The organism is Paraburkholderia sp. Cpub6, assembly GCF_014201065.1.
GTDB classification, from domain to species: domain Bacteria; phylum Pseudomonadota; class Gammaproteobacteria; order Burkholderiales; family Burkholderiaceae; genus Paraburkholderia; species Paraburkholderia tuberum.
The window spans coordinates 374,906-393,179 of the sequence record NZ_JACHDM010000005.1 but is presented as its reverse complement, the minus strand read 5'-3'; the positions used below and the strand labels follow the sequence as shown (position 1 = coordinate 393,179).

Annotated in this window: 15 protein-coding genes; all 15 read right to left on the bottom strand. The window is 64.0% G+C overall.

From position 1 onward, the window contains the following. Window positions 1-59: 59 nt before the first annotated feature. A complete protein-coding gene (locus HDG33_RS12835) occupies window positions 60-1,847 on the bottom strand; it encodes an acyl-CoA dehydrogenase C-terminal domain-containing protein (RefSeq protein WP_184027149.1) in 1,788 nt (595 codons plus the stop codon). Between the two features lie 98 nt (window positions 1,848-1,945). Beyond that, window positions 1,946-2,545, bottom strand: coding sequence for a TetR/AcrR family transcriptional regulator (locus HDG33_RS12830; protein ID WP_184027146.1), 600 nt, complete (start codon window positions 2,543-2,545; stop codon window positions 1,946-1,948). 294 nt (window positions 2,546-2,839) lie between these two features. After that, window positions 2,840-4,099: a cardiolipin synthase ClsB gene (clsB, locus tag HDG33_RS12825; protein WP_184027143.1), complete on the bottom strand. Its 1,260-nt coding sequence runs from the start codon at window positions 4,097-4,099 to the stop codon at window positions 2,840-2,842. Then, window positions 4,096-4,611: a dihydroneopterin triphosphate diphosphatase gene (gene nudB / locus HDG33_RS12820; RefSeq protein ID WP_184027140.1), complete on the bottom strand. Its 516-nt coding sequence runs from the start codon at window positions 4,609-4,611 to the stop codon at window positions 4,096-4,098. The genes clsB and nudB overlap by 4 nt, the downstream gene beginning before the upstream one ends. A gap of 220 nt (window positions 4,612-4,831) precedes the next feature. Then, window positions 4,832-6,631 carry an aspartate--tRNA ligase gene (gene aspS, locus HDG33_RS12815; RefSeq protein WP_184027138.1) on the bottom strand — a complete coding sequence of 600 codons (1,800 nt, stop codon included), beginning with the start codon at window positions 6,629-6,631 and terminating at the stop codon, window positions 4,832-4,834. Between the two features lie 75 nt (window positions 6,632-6,706). After that, window positions 6,707-7,363, bottom strand: coding sequence for a DUF502 domain-containing protein (locus HDG33_RS12810; protein ID WP_184027136.1), 657 nt, complete (start codon window positions 7,361-7,363; stop codon window positions 6,707-6,709). Window positions 7,364-7,438: 75 nt separating this feature from the next. Beyond that, the gene (locus HDG33_RS12805; protein WP_184027133.1) at window positions 7,439-7,744 is read right to left on the bottom strand and encodes an FmdB family zinc ribbon protein; all 306 of its coding nucleotides are present in this window, start codon (window positions 7,742-7,744) and stop codon (window positions 7,439-7,441) included. A gap of 173 nt (window positions 7,745-7,917) precedes the next feature. Then, window positions 7,918-8,538, bottom strand: coding sequence for a methyltransferase domain-containing protein (locus HDG33_RS12800; RefSeq protein ID WP_184027130.1), 621 nt, complete (start codon window positions 8,536-8,538; stop codon window positions 7,918-7,920). Window positions 8,539-8,544: 6 nt separating this feature from the next. Then, entirely contained in the window at window positions 8,545-10,122 is a 1,578-nt protein-coding gene (gene ubiB, locus HDG33_RS12795) for a ubiquinone biosynthesis regulatory protein kinase UbiB (RefSeq protein WP_184027127.1), read from the bottom strand. A 15-nt stretch (window positions 10,123-10,137) separates the two neighbouring features. Continuing rightward, complete coding sequence (locus HDG33_RS12790; RefSeq protein ID WP_184027113.1) at window positions 10,138-10,782, bottom strand: SCP2 domain-containing protein; 645 nt, start codon at window positions 10,780-10,782, stop codon at window positions 10,138-10,140. A 174-nt stretch (window positions 10,783-10,956) separates the two neighbouring features. Then, entirely contained in the window at window positions 10,957-11,958 is a 1,002-nt protein-coding gene (locus HDG33_RS12785; protein WP_184027109.1) for a Tim44 domain-containing protein, read from the bottom strand. 37 nt (window positions 11,959-11,995) lie between these two features. Continuing rightward, the gene (gene ubiE / locus HDG33_RS12780; protein WP_090802995.1) at window positions 11,996-12,727 is read right to left on the bottom strand and encodes a bifunctional demethylmenaquinone methyltransferase/2-methoxy-6-polyprenyl-1,4-benzoquinol methylase UbiE; all 732 of its coding nucleotides are present in this window, start codon (window positions 12,725-12,727) and stop codon (window positions 11,996-11,998) included. A gap of 66 nt (window positions 12,728-12,793) precedes the next feature. After that, entirely contained in the window at window positions 12,794-13,207 is a 414-nt protein-coding gene (locus tag HDG33_RS12775; protein ID WP_184027091.1) for a gamma-butyrobetaine hydroxylase-like domain-containing protein, read from the bottom strand. 97 nt (window positions 13,208-13,304) lie between these two features. Further along, the gene (locus HDG33_RS12770; protein ID WP_013088371.1) at window positions 13,305-13,733 is read right to left on the bottom strand and encodes an HIT family protein; all 429 of its coding nucleotides are present in this window, start codon (window positions 13,731-13,733) and stop codon (window positions 13,305-13,307) included. A gap of 33 nt (window positions 13,734-13,766) precedes the next feature. Continuing rightward, the gene (locus HDG33_RS12765) at window positions 13,767-17,873 is read right to left on the bottom strand and encodes an FAD/FMN-binding oxidoreductase (RefSeq protein WP_184027086.1); all 4,107 of its coding nucleotides are present in this window, start codon (window positions 17,871-17,873) and stop codon (window positions 13,767-13,769) included. Between the last annotated feature and the right edge of the window lie 401 nt (window positions 17,874-18,274).

Genomic DNA, 18,274 nt, shown 5'->3' with positions numbered 1-18,274 from the left:
GGCGCGAAGCGTCAGCCATGCTTCGCGCGATGTGTGTGGCCTCGCTCGATGTGCGAGCGTCAGAACAACGCTTCTTCGACGTCCATCATCGGCTTCGAACCGGCGCGCGCCTGGCGGATCGTCATTGCCGTTTCGGGCAGCAGCTTCGCGAAGTAGAAGCGCGCGGTCGCGAGCTTCGCCTTGTAGAACGGATCGCCCGATACCTCCTTGTCCAGCGCGATGCGAGCCATGCGCGCCCAGAAGTACGAGAACACCAGATGGCCGACCGTGCGCAGATACGGCACGGCCGCGGCGCCGACTTCGTCCGGGTTCTGCATCGCCTTCATGCCGATTTCCATCGTCAGTTTCTGCACCTTTTCGCCGATCTCGGCGAGCGGGTTCACGAACTCCTGCATCTCCGGCTTGATGCCTTCGGCTTCGACGAATTCGGCGACGAGCTTGCCGAACTTCTTCATCTTCGCGCCCATGTCGCCGAGCACCTTGCGGCCGAGCAGATCGAGCGACTGGATGCCGTTGGTGCCTTCGTAGATCATGTTGATGCGCGCGTCGCGCACGTACTGCTCCATGCCCCATTCGGCGATGAAGCCGTGGCCGCCGTAGATCTGCATCGCATGATTGGTGCCTTCGAACGCGTTGTCCGACAGGAACGCCTTCAGGATCGGCGTGAGCAGCGCGACGAGGTCGGCGGCTTCCTTGCGCTCGGCTTCGTCGGCGTGCGACAGCTCCTTGTCGATCTGCAGCGCCGACCAGTACGAGAACGCGCGGCCGGCTTCGGCGTAGGCCTTCTGCGTGAGCAGCATGCGGCGCACGTCCGGATGCACGATGATCGGATCGGCGGCCTTTTCCGGCGCCTTCGGGCCGGTCAGCGAACGCATCTGCAGCCGCTCTTTCGCGTACGTGAGCGAGTTCTGATATGCGACTTCGGTGAGACCGAGGCTCTGCATGCCGACGCCGAGACGCGCGGCGTTCATCATGACGAACATCGCGTTCAGGCCCTTGTTCGGCTCGCCGACTATCCAGCCCTTCGCGTTGTCGAGATTGATCACACAGGTCGCGTTGCCGTGGATGCCCATCTTGTGCTCGATCGAACCGCACTTCACGCCGTTGCGCTCACCGGGTTCGCCCGCTTCGTTCGGCACGAACTTCGGCACGATGAACAGCGAAATCCCCTTGGTGCCCTTCGGCGCATCCGGCAGACGCGCGAGCACGAGGTGAACGATGTTCTCCGCCATGTCATGCTCGCCGCTCGAAATGAAAATCTTCGTGCCGCTGATCGAGTACGAGCCGTCGCCGTTCGGTTCGGCCTTCGTGCGCAGAATGCCGAGGTCGGTGCCGCAATGCGGCTCGGTCAGACACATCGTGCCGGTCCAGACGCCTGCGACGAGCTTCGGCAGATAGCGCTGCTGCAGTTCCGGCGTGCCGTGCGCGTGCAGGCATTCGTACGCGCCGTGCGACAGGCCCGGATACATCGTCCACGCCTGATTCGCCGAGTTCAGCATTTCATAGACCGCGTTGTTGACGAACGCGGGCAGTCCCTGGCCGCCGAATTCCGGGTCGCAACCGAGCGCCGGCCAGCCGGCTTCGACGTATTGCCGATAGGCTTCCTTGAAGCCCTTCGGCGTGGTCACGACGCCGTCGCCGGCATACGTGCAGCCTTCCTGGTCGCCGCTGTGGTTGAGCGGGAACAGCACTTCGGAGCAGAACTTGCCGGCTTCCTCGAGCACCGCGTTGATCGTGTCGGCGTCGAGTTCGGCGTGCTTCGGCATTTGCCGAAGTTCGGCCTCGACGTTGAGCAGTTCGTGCAACACGAATTGCATGTCGCGCAGCGGCGCGGCGTACTGTCCCATGACTCTCTCTCCCTGGTTTGACAAAAAGCCAGGCCGTTGGCCGGGTCCGTGGTCGGACCTTCCGCGCCGCGCGTTTCCGGTAGATTCCGGCGACGCCGCTAACGGCTTTCGCTTTGATACGAATTAATCAGTTTTTCCAGCGCGGCCCACGTGAGACGCACCGCATCCGGCAGATGCAGAAAGCGCGCGTCGTGATGCAGGCCGAGCGTGACGCTATACAGTTCGAACAGCATCAGCTGCGGGTCGGTATCGGCGCGCAGATGCCCTTCTTCCATCGCTTGCGAGATCGCGCGCGTGAGCGCCGCACGCCACGTCGTCACGCTCGACACCAACTGCTCGCGCACCTGGCTGTCCGCGCGGTCGTCGTATTCGACGGCGCCGCTGATGTAGATGCAGCCGGTCGTGACTTCCTGAATGCGTTTCTCGATCCAGCGGGAAATCATCGCGCGCAAGCGCGGCAGACCACGCGGCTCGCGCAGGCTCGGGAAAAACACCTCGTCTTCGAAACGGCGGTGGTATTCGCGCACGACCTCGATCTGCAGATCCTCGCGCGACCCGAAATGCGCGAACACACCGCTCTTGCTCATCTGCATGCGCTCGGCCAGCAGACCAATCGTCAGACCTTCCAGTCCGTCTCGGCCTGCCAGATCGAGTGCTGCGTCGAGAATCGCGGCTCGGGTTTGTTCGCCTTTTCGCATAGCTGTTTTACCGTTCTAATGTGACCGAATTGAAAATCGAACGGCCGTACTATTATTGAGTGCTTGCCGTCCGCGAAACAAGGACTTTATTAGAAACCGGTTTCTAACCGGCTTCTAATTTTGCGGCTTTCGACCATCGGATCAATCAGATTTTTAGAGGCGTTTGCCTTGAATCGATGGTTGCCGATCGGCGCGCGCGTGTTCTCGCGCGTGTTCTATTTCTTTGCCCCGCTTCGCTGGCGCCGATTGATGGCCGACGTGATGCGGCAAGCGCGGGCTCTCGTGCGAGCGGTATTAGTCGTAGCCGCCGACCGTCAGTAGCTTCATCGCGACGCGGTAGCTCGTGTACGCGATCCAGCTCAGCGCGCGCACGCGCGCCGGTCGCGATTCGTAGTGCGCTTCATCGATTGGGCGCGCGTCCGTGAACGCGTCGAGAATCGCGTCGCGCAGTTTGGAGATCGACGGATCGTTCACGAGCACGACGTTCGCTTCGTTGTTCAGCATCAGGCTGAGCGCATCGAGATTCGACGAACCGACCGTGCCCCAGTTCGAATCGACCACCGCGACCTTGCCGTGTAGCAGCGTCTTCTCGTATTCGGCGATCTGCACGCCTGCGCGCAACAGCGCGTGGTACAGGAACGGCACGGCGTAATCGAGCGCCTTGAACTCCTTGCGCCCGATGATCAGCTTCACGACCACGCCGCGCCGCGCCGCGAACACCAGCGCGCGACGCAGCTTGCGTCCCGGCATGAAGTACGGATTCGCGAGCAGGATTTCATGGCGCGCCTGGCCGATCGCGGCCAGATAAGCTTTTTCGATCGCGCGGCGGTTGATCAGGTTATCGCGCGCGACGAATGCGACGCACGGCTCGCCGCCGGCCCACAGTGCCTCGTTGCGGCGTCGCCGGCGTCTGCGCAGACTGCCAAGCGAGTTGGCGTCCTGCGACGACAGGTCGGGCTTCATCGAATCGAGCGGCCGATGGCCGACGCGAATCCGCCGCCACTGCACGTCGATTGCATCGCGCACGTCGGCGACCACCGGCCCGCGCAGCTCGACCGCGAAGTCCCAGCGCCGGTACGGCAGCTTCTCGCCGTTGTTCTCGTAATCGTCGACGATATTGATGCCGCCGCAATACGCGATCTGATCGTCGATCACCGCGAGCTTGCGGTGCGTGCGCGAAAAGCCGAAGCGGCCGAACAGATGCGGGTTGTAGATGCGATGCTCGATGCCGCCGGCCGGCCATTGCTCGAACATCTTCAGGCGCGCGGTGCCGACGCCATCGGTGATCACGCGCACTCTGACGCCGCGCGCGGCAGCGCGAAGCAGCGCCTCGCTGACCGCGTGGCCGGCTTCGTCGTCGCAGAAGATGTAGGTTTCGAGCGCGACGTTGTGCTCGGCCGCGTCGATGCGCTCGATCAGCGCGTCGAAGAAATCGTCGCCGGAGCGCAGCAGCTCGACCTCGTTGTTACTGGTGAAGCGGTAGCGCTGCCAGTAACGACGGCCGAGCAACGTGTGCCGCAGACGCGCCAAACGGCCCGAGCCGCCTGCGCTCACCGGCCACGCTCCCCGGCCAGCGGGCCGGTTTGCGGATCGACCGGGCGTGCGGCGAGCCGCCGCGGCAACTGCAGGATCGCATCGGCATTCGACGACGAAAAGCAGCGCGATGCGGCCTCTTCATATGGCAGCCACATATACGCGGTGTGTTCGCGCGGCGCGAGCGTCACGTCGATGCACTCGGGGACCTGCAGGCTGAACCAGTGCTCGGTGTTGTAGAGCACGCCCGCTTCGTAGCGGTAACGAAATTCCGGGTAGATCTCGTAGTCGATCGAGTAGTGCCAGTCGAACAACCCGCTGCGCGGCACCAGTGCGCCGCCGATCATGATGCCGGTTTCCTCGCCGACTTCGCGCACCGCCGTGTCGGCGAGCGGTTCGTCGAGCCGGTCTTTCGAACCCGTCACCGACTGCCAGAACGCCGCATGATCGGCGCGCTCGAGCAGCAGCACGTCGAGCGCAGGCGTATGAATGATGACGAGGACGGACTGCGGAATTTTCGGCGGTTTCGGCATGGCTCAAACTGGGCGCGACGATACGCGCGGTACATGTCGGATGACGGTCGAAAGGGTCTGGAAAGCGGTGGCTTCACTGTAACGCAAAAAATGAAAAAGGCGCTGAGGTGGAGATCACCTCAGCGCCTTTTCGTTTCGCTCGTGTGGTTTTTTTGCGGCCGCCGGCCCGCTGGCCGGCACACGCAAGACCGCTTGCCGGCCGCGCGCAGCGGCCGCAGTTTTATGCCTTCGGTTCCGGCGTACGCAGACGGATGTGCAGCTCGCGCAGCTGACGCTCGTCGACTTCGCTCGGCGCCTGCGTGAGCAGATCCTGCGCGCGTTGCGTCTTCGGGAACGCGATCACGTCGCGGATCGAGTCGGCACCGGCCATCATCGTGACGATGCGGTCCAGACCGAACGCGATACCGCCGTGCGGGGGCGCGCCGTATTGCAGCGCGTCGAGCAGGAAGCCAAACTTCGCCTGCGCTTCTTCCGCGTTGATCTTCAGCGCGCGGAACACCTTGCTCTGCACTTCCTCACGGTAGATACGCACCGAGCCGCCGCCGATTTCCCAGCCGTTCAGCACCATGTCGTAGGCCTTCGCGAGGCAGCGCGCGGGGTCCGTTTCGAGGTACTCGAGGTGCTCGTCCTTCGGGCTCGTGAACGGGTGATGCGCGGCGACGTAGCGGTTGTCTTCCTCGTCGTATTCGAACATCGGAAAGTCGACGACCCACAGCGGCTTCCAGCCGGACTCGACGAGGCCGTTGGCCTTGCCGAATTCCGAATGACCGATCTTCAGACGCAGCGCGCCGAGGCTGTCGTTGACGACCTTCGCGCGATCCGCCGCGAAGAAGATGATGTCGCCGTCTTGTGCGCCGGTGCGCTCGATGATCGCATTCAGCGCTTCGTCGTGCAGGTTCTTCACGATCGGGCTTTGCAGACCGTCACGGCCCTTCGCCGCTTCATTGACCTTGATCCACGCGAGACCCTTCGCCCCGTAGATGCGCACGAATTCCGTGTAGCTGTCGATGTCGCCGCGCGACAGCTCGCCGCCCTTCGGCACGCGCAGCGCCGCGACACGGCCGTCCTTCGTGTTGGCCGGGGTGCTGAACACCTTGAAGTCGACGTCGCGCATCGCATCGGTCAACTCGGTGAACTCGAGCTTCACGCGCAGGTCCGGCTTGTCCGAACCGAAGCGGCGCATCGCTTCCGCGTATTCCATGACCGGGAATTTCTGGTCGAGCTCGACGCCGATCGTCGTCCTGAACACGTGACGGATCATCGCCTCGAACAGATCGCGGATTTCCTGTTCCGACAGGAACGAGGTTTCGCAGTCGATCTGCGTGAATTCCGGCTGACGGTCGGCGCGCAGGTCTTCGTCGCGGAAGCACTTGGTGATCTGGTAGTAACGGTCGAAGTTCGCGACCATCAGCAGCTGCTTGAACAGCTGCGGCGACTGCGGCAGCGCGAAGAACTGGCCCGGGTTCGTGCGCGACGGCACGAGGTAGTCGCGCGCGCCTTCCGGCGTGCTCTTCGTGAGCATCGGCGTTTCGATGTCGATGAAGCCCTGCTCGTCGAGGTACTTGCGCACTTCGATCGCGACGCGGTAGCGCAGACGCAGGTTGTGCTGCATCTGCGGACGGCGCAGGTCGAGCACGCGATGCGTGAGGCGCGTGGTTTCCGACAGGTTGTCATCGTCGAGCTGGAACGGCGGCGTGACCGACGCGTTCAGCACGATCAGCTCGTGGCACAGCACTTCGATCTTGCCGCTCTTCAGCGATGCATTGGTCGTGCCTTCCGGACGGCCGCGCACAATGCCCTTGACCTGCACGCAGAACTCGTTGCGCACGCCTTCGGCGACCTTGAACATGTCAGCGCGATCCGGATCGCAGACGACCTGAACGAGCCCTTCGCGATCGCGCAGGTCGATGAAGATGACGCCGCCATGGTCGCGGCGGCGGCTTACCCAGCCGCACAGCGAGACGGATTGGCCCAGCAGTTCTTCGGTCACCAGACCGCAGTATTCAGATCTCATCGACATGATGTTTGTCTTTCGTTTTGCATTGGTTGAACGGCGCGCCGCAGACGATCCTGCATGAAGCGTTGCGCGCCGGCATTAAAGCGGGGGCTCGACGGTGGCGCGGCGCACCGGCGCCGGCTGCGGCGCGGACGGCGCCACGACGCCCATCGAGACAATGTACTTGAGCGCAGCGTCGACCGTCATGTCGAGCTCGATCACTTCGCTTTTCGGCACCATCAGGAAGAAGCCGGACGTCGGGTTCGGCGTGGTCGGCACGTATACGCTGACGTAATCTTCCTTCAGATGGTTGGCCACGTCGCCGCCCGGGATGCCGGTCAGAAACGCGATCGTATAGGACCCGCGGCGCGGGTACTCGATCAGCAGCGCCTTGCGGAATGCATTGCCACTGCTCGACAGCAGCGTGTCGGACACCTGCTTCACGCTGGTGTAGAGCGGGCCGACCACCGGAATGTGCGCGACCAGCAGTTCCCACCACTTCACGAGCTTCTGCCCAATGAAGTTCTGCGTCAACAGCCCGACGACGAAGATGAACGCGAGCGTGAGCACCGCGCCGAGGCCCGGCAAGCGATAGCCGATCGTGCGTTCCGGCTGCCACGAGGTAGGCAGCAGCAACAGCGTCTGGTCCATCGTGCCGATGACCAGGCCGAGCACCCACAGTGTGATGGCCAGAGGCACCAGCACCAGCAGGCCGGTCAGAAACACCGATTTGAGCGTGAATTTCTTCGTCGTCATGTGTACCGCCAGAAAGCTGCGCGGGCCGAAACCCATGCGCGGTAGATACGCCGCCCGCGCGGGGCGGCAGTCCCACTAGGCGCTGCCGGAACCGCTCGGGCTCGTGGCGGCAGGCGCTGCGGGCTCGGCAGCCGATGCAGCCGGGGCAGCGGCTGCGGCCGGCTCGGACTTCGCTTCCGACGCGGCCGGCGCGCTCGTGCTGCCGCGGAAATCGGTCACGTACCAGCCGGAGCCTTTCAACTGGAAGCCGGCGGCCGTGAGTTGTTTGCTAAAGGTGTCTTTTCCGCACTCAGGACACTGCGTCAACTGGGGGTCGCTCATCTTCTGGAGCACGTCCTTCCCGAAACCGCATGACCCGCAACGATAAGCGTAGATCGGCATGATCCTTTCTTACTCCAAATCCCTACTGAAATCTTGTAAACGCTTGCAAAGCCTTGAATTATAGCCGCAAACGATGTCCGTTCCCCGGATTTCGGGAAGCGGACGCACGACGCGCCCGCCACCGCGCCAGATGGGGACGACCCCCGGACCTCTCAAGAGCGGCGCGCGTGGCGTTAGCCGCGACGCCGCCAGGTGAGCCAGCGCTCGCGTCCGGCGAATACGGCGATCGAGTCGTCGACCGCTTCGTCTTCGACCAGCTCGAAGTGTGGCGTGAGCAGCGCATCGAGCCCGCCGCGTTCGATGCCGAACGGCGGCCCTTTCGGCGTCGCGCCGATGAAAAAGATGCCCGCCAGCAACCCGCCGGCCGGCAGCAGTTCGCCCATGCGCTGCGCGTAGTCGGCGCGGCGCGCCGGCGGCAGCGCGCAGAAGAATGCGCGCTCATAGATCCATGCCGGTGCGAACGGTGGCGCATAGGTGAAGAAATCCGCCTGTTCGACCAGCGAAGCATGCGCGCCGAGCTGCTCGCGTGCCGCCGCCACGGCGGCCGACGAGAAGTCGATCGCGCGTACCGGGTTGCCCTGGCGCGCGAGCCATACCGCTTCGTGCGCGCTGCCGCAGCCTGGAATCAGCACGGCCACGTCGCGGTGCCGTTCGGCGAACGCGCGAAACGCGGACGGCACGCCCGCCTGATCCCACGGCGTGAAATGGCGCTCGAAGCGTTCGTCCCAGAACTCGGGCGAGTCGGGATCGCGGGTTGCGAAATCGGGCGCGGCGGGTTGGGTCGGATCGCTCATCGGAATCTAACCTCCATAAGCCAGTACCAGGAACGCACGCGCCAGCATCGCGCCGACGCCGACCGCCACGCCGAACAGCAGCAGGCCTTGCAGCAGACGGTTGGTGCGCTTTTGCTCGAGCAGGATCTGGCGGATCACGTCGTCGTTCGCGCCGCCCACCTGATGATGGCGCTCGGCCAGCATGTTATGGACGAGGCGCGGCAACTGCGGCAGCGTCTTGCTCCACTGCGGCGCCTCGATCTTCAGACGCTCGTACCAGCCGCGCAAGCCGATCTGCTCGTTCATCCAGCGCTCGAGATAGGGCTTCGCGGTCTTCCACAGATCCAGTTCGGGATCGAGCGAACGGCCCAGGCCTTCCACGTTCAGCATCGTCTTTTGCAGCAACACGAGCTGCGGCTGGATCTCGACGTTGAAGCGCCGCGACGTCGAGAACAGACGCATCAGCACCTGGCCGAGAGAAATGTCCTTCAGCGCGCGATCGAAATACGGTTCGCAGACCGCGCGGATCGCGCTTTCGAGCTCCTCGACACGGGTGCTCGGCGGCACCCAGCCCGACTCCAGATGCAACGTCGCGACGCGATGGTAGTCGCGCTTGAAGAACGCGAGGAAGTTCTGCGCGAGGTAGTTTTTGTCGAAGTCCGACAGCGCGCCGATGATGCCGAAGTCGAGCGCGATATAGCGGCCGAAGTGCGCGGGATCGAGGCTCACCTGGATGTTGCCGGGGTGCATGTCGGCGTGGAAAAAGCCGTCGCGGAACACCTGCGTGAAGAAAATTTCGACGCCCTCGCGCGCGAGCTTCGGGATGTCGACACCCGCCGCGCGCAACGTATCGACCTGGCTGATCGGCACGCCGACCATGCGCTCCATCACGAGCACCGTGGGCGTGCAGAACTCCCAGTACATCTCGGGCACGAGCAGCAGGTCGAGCCCCAGGAAGTTGCGCCGCAACTGGCTGCCGTTGGCGGCCTCGCGCATCAGGTCGAGTTCGTCGTGCAGGTATTTGTCGAATTCGGCGACCACCTCGCGCGGCTTCAGGCGCTTGCCGTCGGCCCACAGACGCTCGGCCCACACGGCGATGTCGCGCAACAGCGCGAGGTCGGAATCGATCACCGGCAGCATCTTGGGGCGCAGCACCTTCACCGCGACCGCCTTCCCCGCATGCTGGCCGGCCTTCACCTTCGCGAAGTGGACCTGTGCGATCGACGCGCTCGCGACCGGCACCCGCTCGAAATCGTCGAACAGCACGTCGACCGGCGCGCCGAGCGACTTCTCGACGAGCGCGATCGCGACCGCCGAATCGAACGGCGGCACCTGGTCCTGCAGCTTGGCAAGTTCGTTGGCGATATCGACCGGCAGCAGATCGCGACGGGTCGACAGCACCTGGCCGAACTTGACGAAGATCGGCCCGAGGCTTTCGAGCGCGAGCCGCAGACGCACGCCCGGCGGCGCATCGAACTTGCGGCCAAGCGTCGTGATGCGCAGCAACAGACGCACGCGCCGGTCGTTGATGCGGCTCAACATCATTTCGTCGAGGCCGAAGCGGATGACCGTGAAAAATATCTTGAGAAAACGCAGAAAACGCATGGCTGGGCCCGGTGACTAGCGCGTGCCGCGCGACGTGGCGGCGCCGCCCGGCGTTTGCGCGCCGCGGACTTCGACCTTCTGTTCGATGCGCTCGATGCGCTTTTCGACGCGCGCGAGCGAATCGCGCGCGCGCGCCAGCTCGACGTTGAAGTCCGCGAGCGCGGTGCGGCGCACCAGTTGCGGATTTTCGTCGAGCAGGTACTCGGCGGCGGTGTCGAGCAGATTGCGACCGGTGCGCTGCACATGCTCGCCGACTGAGCGGACTAACGACGTGATGCGCCACGCGGGTCCATCACCGATCAGCTTCGCGAGATCTTCCTCCGGCTCCCAGCGCAGATGCTCGGCGAGCTTCGCAATCACGGTCGCGAACTCGGCGTCGCCCTCGATCTTCACGTGCTTCATCACCGCGGCCTGGCCACCTTGCAGGAAGGCCGGCAGTGCGTCGGACGGCACCGAGATCGTCACGTCGAACTGATGCGCATCGGCTTCGTCGAGCGTACCGAGATAGCCGTCGGGCTGCACGAGCAGCGCGAGCACAACCGGCGGACATGACAGGCGAGCGGTCTTGCCCGCGTACGGGGCGAGGCGCTCGCGGGCCCACGATTCGCGGGCGAGCAGATGATTGACAGCAGCAGCGAAGGGCTTGGCGGCGAGGGTCATCGAAAGTGGCAAGAAAAAACCCGCGCGAGCGAGGTGCTTGCGCGGGCTCCCATTGTAACGTCCGTTCGCTTCGCGGCCTGCTATGCCGAACGGCCTAAGCCATGCGCGAGGTCAGGAATCGCCATGCCGTGGCCGGCTCTTTTCGAGGCAAACGCGACTCGATGCTTCGACATGTCAGTGTTGCTCGACCTGCTGGATGCCGGCAAGCAGCCAGCCTTCGCCAGTGCGGTTCGCCTTCGTCAGATTCCAGACTTCGACGAACGGCTCGGCCGCCGCGCCCGGCTCCTCGCGGATCAAACCGGAGAAGCGCACGCTCGCGAAGGATTCGTTCGCGCGCTCCTCGACGCCGAGCAGCTCGGCGTTCAACTGCACGACGTCGGTCTGGGTCGGCTGCGTGCCGCGCGACGCGAGATCGACTCGCACTTCGGCGAACATTTCCGGCGTCGTGAATTCGCGGATGTCCTCGACGTTGCCGACGTCCCACGCGGCCTGCAGGCGCACGAAGTACACCTTCGCGTTACGCAGAAACGCTTCCGAATCGAAACCGGCCGGCACCGACGGCGTCGCGCCGAGCGATGGCGTGGTCAACGGGTTGCCCTGCGGTTCGAGATACGAGCCGGTGGGCGGCGCCGTGTAACGCGGCTCCTGAATATAGTCGGTGCCTTTCGTGTTCAGCGACGGCGCCGTGCCCGCGTAAGCAGGCTGCGCCGCATCGCGCTTACGGCCGGTGAAGCGGCGGATGAGCCAGATCACCACAATCGCGATCAACGCGATCACGATCACGTTCGCGAACATGCCGGCGAACGCCTCGCCGAGCCCGAAATGCGACAGCAATGCGGCGATGCCGAGACCGGCCGCGAGACCGGCGATCGGCCCGAGCCAGCGATTGCGGTTCGGCGCGGCGGGCGGCGTGGGCTTAGTCACAGGCGCCGCCTGCGCGCTCTGCTGCGTGGCCTGATTGTTCTGCGCCGGCTGGGACGGCGGCGGCGTCTGGCGCTGCTGCTGCAGACTGTTCGATTGACGGCCGAAGCTGCGGCCTCCGCCCATGCGGCGTGCTTCGGCGTCGAGAGAGGCAAGCGTGCCGGCCATCAGCAGACCGACCATCGCGATCAGTCCGATTCTTCTCGCCAGCGACCCCTTAACCTTACGAGTAGATAACAAATTCAAATCGGACATTTCGCACTTTCCTTTAAAAATCGATGGGTTAGGGACTCTAGTATTTGGTCCCCACATGCAAAGCTACCACGCCAGCTGACAAATTGTAATATTTGACGCCATCGAGACCAGCTTGTTCCATCATAGTTTTCAAAGTTTCCTGGTCCGGATGCATGCGGATCGATTCCGCCAGGTACTGGTAGCTTTCCGCGTCCTTGGCGAAGCGCTCGCCGAGCCACGGCAACACCTTGAACGAATACAGATCGTAGACCTTCTTCAGCGGATCCCATACTTTCGAGAACTCGAGCACGAGCAGCCGCCCGGCCGGTTTCAGCACACGACGCATCTCGGCAAGCGCGATGTCCTTATGTGTCATGTTGCGCAAGCCGAACGCGACCGTCACGACGTCGAAGTAGTTGTCCGGAAACGGGATTTTCTCGGCATCGCACAGCAGCGCCGGCGTGATGATGCCCTTGTCGAGCAGCCGGTCGCGGCCCACGCGCAGCATCGATTCATTGATGTCGGTATGCCAGACCTCGCCCGTTTCGCCCGCCTGTTTCGCGAATGCTTTCGACAGGTCGCCCGTGCCGCCCGCGATGTCGAGCACCTTGTAGCCCGGCCGCACGTTCGCCTGGGCGATCGTGAACACCTTCCACGCCCGGTGCAATCCGCCCGACATCAGGTCGTTCATCAGGTCGTAGTTGGCGGCCACCGAGTGGAACACCCCCGCCACCTTCTGCGCCTTGTCCTGTTCGTCGACCGATTGAAAGCCGAAGTGGGTTTTGCTCATCGCGCTCGTCCTTTCGCGTGTTCTTGAATATTGCGCCGCTCGAGCGGCGTTCGGGGGCGAATCGTATCAGTGACAGTGCCCGTGCGCAGCCGCGGCGGGCACCATCGGCGTGTCGCGGTCGCTGCCGGCCGCTGCCAGTTTGCCGAGATACGCGCGCCAGAGTTCATCCTGACGCACGGCCATGTCATACAGCAGGTCCCACGAGTAGATACCGGTGGCGTGCCCATCGGAGAAGGTCGGCTGCAGCGCGTAATTGCCGACGCCTTCGATCATCGTGATCGTCACGTCGCGCTTGCCGGTCTGCAGGGTTTCCTGGCCGGGCCCGTGGCCCATCACTTCCGCCGACGGCGAATACACGCGCAGCAGTTCGAACGGCAGTCGATACGCTTCGCCGTTCGCGTACTGCAGTTCGAGCACGCGCGACTTCGAATGCAAGATCACGCCTGTCGGCACCGGCGTCTCGGGAGTCAATCCGCTCATGTTGGCCTCATCAGATAACGGCGGGTGATAACGTCGGATCGGCCGCCTCGCACGCCGACGGCAGTCCGGCGATGCGCGGCGACGGGTTCAGCGACGCTCAGCCCAGCGCCTGTTCAATTTCCTGCCGCACCGCTTCGCGCAGCAGCGTGGCGTGCGCGCGGCGCGACGACAACATCGCTTCGGACACCGTGCGCTGGCGCGGCGCCCAGATCGGCAGGGGGAAATGCGCGTCGTTCGAGAAACGCGGAATCACGTGCCAGTGCACGTGCGGCACCTGGTTGCCGAGGCTCGCGAGATTGACCTTCGCGGGCTGCATCACGCGCCGCTGCGCACGCTCGACCGCGTACACGGCCTTCATCACGTGATCGCGCTCGTCGGCAGAAAGATCCGAAAACTCGGCGACGTGAGCGTTCCAGATGACCCGGCAAAAGCCCGGGTAGTCGTGTTCGTCGGCGAGGACGACTCGCAGCGCGTCGTCCTGCCACAGCACATCGCCGCCGTCTTCACGGCAAAAAACGCAGTCCATCGTCGTCCTCGGCAAAAATCGTTGGTCGTGCCATTAAACCAGCACGCGCTCGATTCCGCCATTGTTCGCCCGTTGAACGTAGTCCGCCATCCAGTTTTCGCCGAGCACGTGACGTGCCATCTCGACCACGATGTAGTCCGCCTCGGTACCCGCGTCTTCGTTGTAGCGCGACAGCCCTTGCAGGCACGACGGGCAGCTCGTGAGGATCTTGACGTCGGTCGAACCCGCGTTTCCGTGATTGGGCTGCGGACCGTCGCCGGCCTTCAGCACCGAACCGTTCGGCGCGCCCGCGGCGCCGGCCGATGCATTGGCCGGATTGATCGCGTTCGCGCCCGCTTCGGCGAGGAGAGGGATGCCGCGCAGCTTCGCCGCGCCCTTGCGGATTTCTTCTTCCTTGCGGAAGCGCACCTGGGTCGAGATGTCGGGACGCGTGACCGCGAGCGTGCCCGATTCGCCGCAGCAGCGGTCGTTCTTCTCGATCTTGTAGCCGTCCTGCTCCGAACCCATCAGCTGATTGACGAGCTTGACCGGGTCCATCGTCTTGATCGGCGAATGGCACGGGTCGTGATACATGTAGCGCACGCCGTTCACGCCATCGAGCTTGATGCCCTTCTCGAGCAGATACTCGTGGATATCGATGATCCGGCAGCCCGGGAAGATCTTTTCGAATTCATAACCGGCCAGCTGGTCGTAACACGTGCCGCACGACACCACCACCGTCTTGATGTCGAGATAATTCAGCGTATTGGCGACGCGGTGGAACAGCACGCGGTTATCGGTGACGATCTGCTCGGCCTTGTCGTACTGGCCCGAGCCGCGCTGTGGATAGCCACAGCACAGATAACCCGGCGGCAGCACGGTCTGCACGCCCGCCTCCCACAGCATTGCCTGGGTCGCGAGACCAACCTGCGAGAACAGCCGCTCGGAGCCGCAGCCCGGGAAGTAGAACACCGCTTCGGTGTCGGCGGTGGTCGTCTTCGGATTGCGGATGATCGGGACGATCTTGTTGTCCTCGATATCGAGCAAGGCGCGCGCGGTCTTCTTCGGCAGGTTGCCCGGCATCTTCTTGTTCATGAAGTGGATCACCTGCTGCGTGATCACCGGCTTGCCGACCGTGGCGGGCGGATGCGCGGTCTGCTTCTTCGCGAACTTCTTCAGCACTTCATTGCCGAGGCGCTGCGCCTTGTAGCCGACGCCCATCATCGCGGTGCGCGCGAGGTTGATGGTCTGCGGGTTGGTCGCGTTCAGGAAAAACATGCCCGCGGCGTTGCCCGGGTTGAACTTCTTCTTGCCCATCTTGCGCAACAGGTTGCGCATGTTCATCGTCACGTCGCCGAAGTCGATCTTCACCGGGCACGGCGTCACGCACTTATGGCAGACAGTGCAGTGATCGGCGACGTCGTTGAACTCGTCCCAGTGCTTGATCGACACGCCGCGGCGCGTCTGCTCTTCGTACAGGAATGCCTCGACCAGCAAGGACGTCGCGAGAATCTTGTTGCGCGGGCTGTACAGCAGGTTCGCGCGCGGCACGTGGGTCGCGCAGACCGGCTTGCACTTGCCGCAGCGCAGACAGTCCTTGATCGACTCGGAAATCGCGCCGATATCGGACTGCTGCATGATCAGCGATTCGTAGCCCATCAGGCCGAAGCTCGGCGTGTAAGCGTTGCGCAGGTCCGCGCCTTCGAGCAGCTTGCCCGCGTTGAAGCGGCCATGCGGATCGACGCGCTGCTTGTACTTGCGGAATTCGCCGATCTCGTCGTCGGTCAGGAATTCGAGCTTCGTGATACCGATGCCGTGCTCGCCGGAGATCACACCGTCGAGCGAACGCGCGAGCTTCATGATGCGCGCGACCGCCGTGTGCGCGTCCTGCAGCATCTCGTAGTTATCGGAGTTGACCGGCAGGTTCGTGTGGACGTTGCCGTCGCCCGCGTGCATGTGCAGCGCGACGAACACACGGCCGCGCAGCACCTGCTTGTGGATCGCCTGGGCTTCGTCGAGAATCGGCTCGAACTCGCCGCCGTTGAAAATCTGCCGCAATTCGGCGCGGATTTCCTGCTTCCACGACACGCGAATCGTGCGGTCCTGAGCGAGGTGGAATACGGTTGCGTCAGGTTGCGCGTCGACGCGATCAGCGAACTTTTCGGCGAGCGACTCGTAGCCGAGGCCGACCAGGTAGTGCTGCGCCTCGCGCAGAGACAGGTCGAGCTTGCCGCGAACGAATTCCCAGCGCGTGCGCACACGCGCGAGTAGATCGAGCGCCTGCTGCACGCGGTCTTCGAGCAGCTCGGCGCTCGGGATTTCGTTCGCGTCGTCGCTCTTGCCGAGCGGCAGCTTGCCGCCCTTGAAGAACGCTTCGAGCGCGTCGACCAGTTGCAGCTTGTTCTTCAGCGACAGCTCGATGTTGATGCGCTCGATGCCGTCCGTGTACTCGCCCATGCGGTCGAGCGGAATCACGACGTCTTCGTTGATCTTGAACGCGTTGGTGTGCTTTGCGATCGCGGCCGTACGGCTGCGGTCCAGCCAGAAGCGCTTGCGGGCCTCGGCGCTGACGGCGACGAAACCTTCGCCGCTCTTGCCGTTGGCCATGCGCACGACTTCCGAGGTGGCCTGCGCGACAGCGTCCGCGTCGTTACCGACGATATCGCCGATCAGCACCATCTTCGGAAACGCGTTGCGTTTGCTCTTGGTCGCGTAGCCGACCGCGCGCAGATAGCGCTCGTCAAGATGCTCGAGACCCGCGAGAATCGCGCCGCCCTGGCGCGACGTCTCGAACAGGTAGTCCTTGATTTCGACGATGCTCGGAATCGCCTCGCGCGCCTGGCCGAAGAACTCGAGACAGACGGTGCGCGTATGCGCAGGCATCTTGTGCAGCACCCAGCGCGCGGACGTGATGAGGCCGTCGCAGCCCTCCTTCTGCACGCCCGGCAGACCGGCGAGGAATTTGTCGGTGACGTCCTTGCCGAGGCCTTCCTTGCGGAACACGCGGCCCTTGATGTCCAGCGCTTCGGTGCGCAGCAGCTTCTCGCCCGGCGCGTAGTTGCCGTCGAACCATTTGAGCTCGAAACGCGCGACTTCGATGTCGTGGATCTTGCCCATGTTGTGCTCGAGACGCGTGACTTCGAGCCAGTTCCCTTCCGGGTCGACCATGCGCCACCACGCGAGGTTGTCGAGCGCCGTGCCCCACAGCACTGCCTTCTTGCCACCCGCGTTCATCGCGACGTTGCCGCCGACGCAGGACGCGTCGAGCGAGGTCGGGTCGACCGCGAACACGAAGCCGGCCTGCTCGGCCGCTTCGGTCACGCGGCGCGTGACGACGCCCGCGCCCGAGAAAATCGTCGCGACCTTGCGATCGACGCCCGGCAGCTGGGTCATTTCGACCGGGCCGAGCTGTTCGAGCTTTTCGGTGTTGATGACGGCCGAGAACGGCGTGAGCGGCACCGCGCCGCCCGTGTAGCCGGTGCCGCCGCCGCGCGGAATCACCGTCAGTCCGAGTTCGAAGCAGGCCTTGATCATGCCGGCGATTTCGGCCTCGGAGTCCGGCGTCAGCACGACGAACGGGTATTCGACGCGCCAGTCGGTCGCGTCGGTCACGTGCGAGACGCGCGACAGGCCATCGAACTTGATGTTGTCTTTCTGCGTGACCTTGCCGAGCACGCGCGTAGAACGGCGGCGCAGGTCGTAGGTCTGCTGGAATTCGCTGGCGAATTGGTCGATCGCGCGGCGCGCGGCCTGCACCAGCTTTTCGACGCGCGCGGCGCGCTCGACGCCGGCTTCGTCGCCGTGTTCGCGCAGATCGGCACGGCGGCGCTTCTCGATTTCGGCGAGACGGTGATTGAGCGCCTCGATCAACAGCGCGCGGCGCTTCGGGTTGTCGAGCAGGTCGTCCTGCAGATACGGATTGCGGCGCACGACCCAGATATCGCCGAGCACTTCGTACAGCATGCGCGCCGAGCGGCCGGTGCGGCGTTCGGCGCGCAGTTCGGCGAGCGCGTCCCAGGCGTCGTTGCCGAGCAGGCGGATGACGATTTCGCGGTCGGAGAACGACGTGTAGTTGTAGGGAATTTCGCGCAGACGCGCTTCGGGATCGGCGGCCACCGCGCCGGCGGCGCCGTGCGGATCGAAAACTTGAGGTGCGTTCATGGTTGGACGACTCGGTAGGTCAGCCTGGCGCACTCGTCACGAGGCGTCGGCGGACAATGCGCGTGGGGCGCAATGCTTGAAATCTTCTAGGGCTTCAAGGGGAGCGAGCACGACCGGCGGCCAACTCACGGCGGTCGCTTCGCGGCACTCAGAGACAGCTACACGATCGCGCGTGGCGGACATGCCGTTCCGCCGCGGGGCAGGATTCGCGCGGGACGGGCATTAAATGGGCGATCCGAGGCTGCCAGTGCATCTTCCGATCCTTATTCCAAAACGAAATTCTACCGCATCATTCCGCCACGCGTTGACGGTGGGAATCGGGCGGCGACGGGGGTTCGGAGGTTTTGGCGATGGATCCGGCGGCGTTTTCGCATACCGTCCATTGACCGGCCGGACGGTGG

Coding starts and splice junctions, on each gene's coding strand:
- aspS (WP_184027138.1), bottom strand. CDS start 6,631: ATGTCGATGAGATCTGAATACTGCGGTCTGGTGACCGAAGAACTGCTG.
- HDG33_RS12805 (WP_184027133.1), bottom strand. CDS start 7,744: ATGCCGATCTACGCTTATCGTTGCGGGTCATGCGGTTTCGGGAAGGAC.
- HDG33_RS12835 (WP_184027149.1), bottom strand. CDS start 1,847: ATGGGACAGTACGCCGCGCCGCTGCGCGACATGCAATTCGTGTTGCAC.
- HDG33_RS12765 (WP_184027086.1), bottom strand. CDS start 17,873: ATGAACGCACCTCAAGTTTTCGATCCGCACGGCGCCGCCGGCGCGGTG.
- nudB (WP_184027140.1), bottom strand. CDS start 4,611: ATGCCGAAACCGCCGAAAATTCCGCAGTCCGTCCTCGTCATCATTCAT.
- HDG33_RS12770 (WP_013088371.1), bottom strand. CDS start 13,733: ATGGACTGCGTTTTTTGCCGTGAAGACGGCGGCGATGTGCTGTGGCAG.
- HDG33_RS12830 (WP_184027146.1), bottom strand. CDS start 2,545: ATGCGAAAAGGCGAACAAACCCGAGCCGCGATTCTCGACGCAGCACTC.
- HDG33_RS12785 (WP_184027109.1), bottom strand. CDS start 11,958: ATGTCCGATTTGAATTTGTTATCTACTCGTAAGGTTAAGGGGTCGCTG.
- HDG33_RS12810 (WP_184027136.1), bottom strand. CDS start 7,363: ATGACGACGAAGAAATTCACGCTCAAATCGGTGTTTCTGACCGGCCTG.
- HDG33_RS12775 (WP_184027091.1), bottom strand. CDS start 13,207: ATGAGCGGATTGACTCCCGAGACGCCGGTGCCGACAGGCGTGATCTTG.
- ubiB (WP_184027127.1), bottom strand. CDS start 10,122: ATGCGTTTTCTGCGTTTTCTCAAGATATTTTTCACGGTCATCCGCTTC.
- HDG33_RS12800 (WP_184027130.1), bottom strand. CDS start 8,538: ATGAGCGATCCGACCCAACCCGCCGCGCCCGATTTCGCAACCCGCGAT.
- ubiE (WP_090802995.1), bottom strand. CDS start 12,727: ATGAGCAAAACCCACTTCGGCTTTCAATCGGTCGACGAACAGGACAAG.
- HDG33_RS12790 (WP_184027113.1), bottom strand. CDS start 10,782: ATGACCCTCGCCGCCAAGCCCTTCGCTGCTGCTGTCAATCATCTGCTC.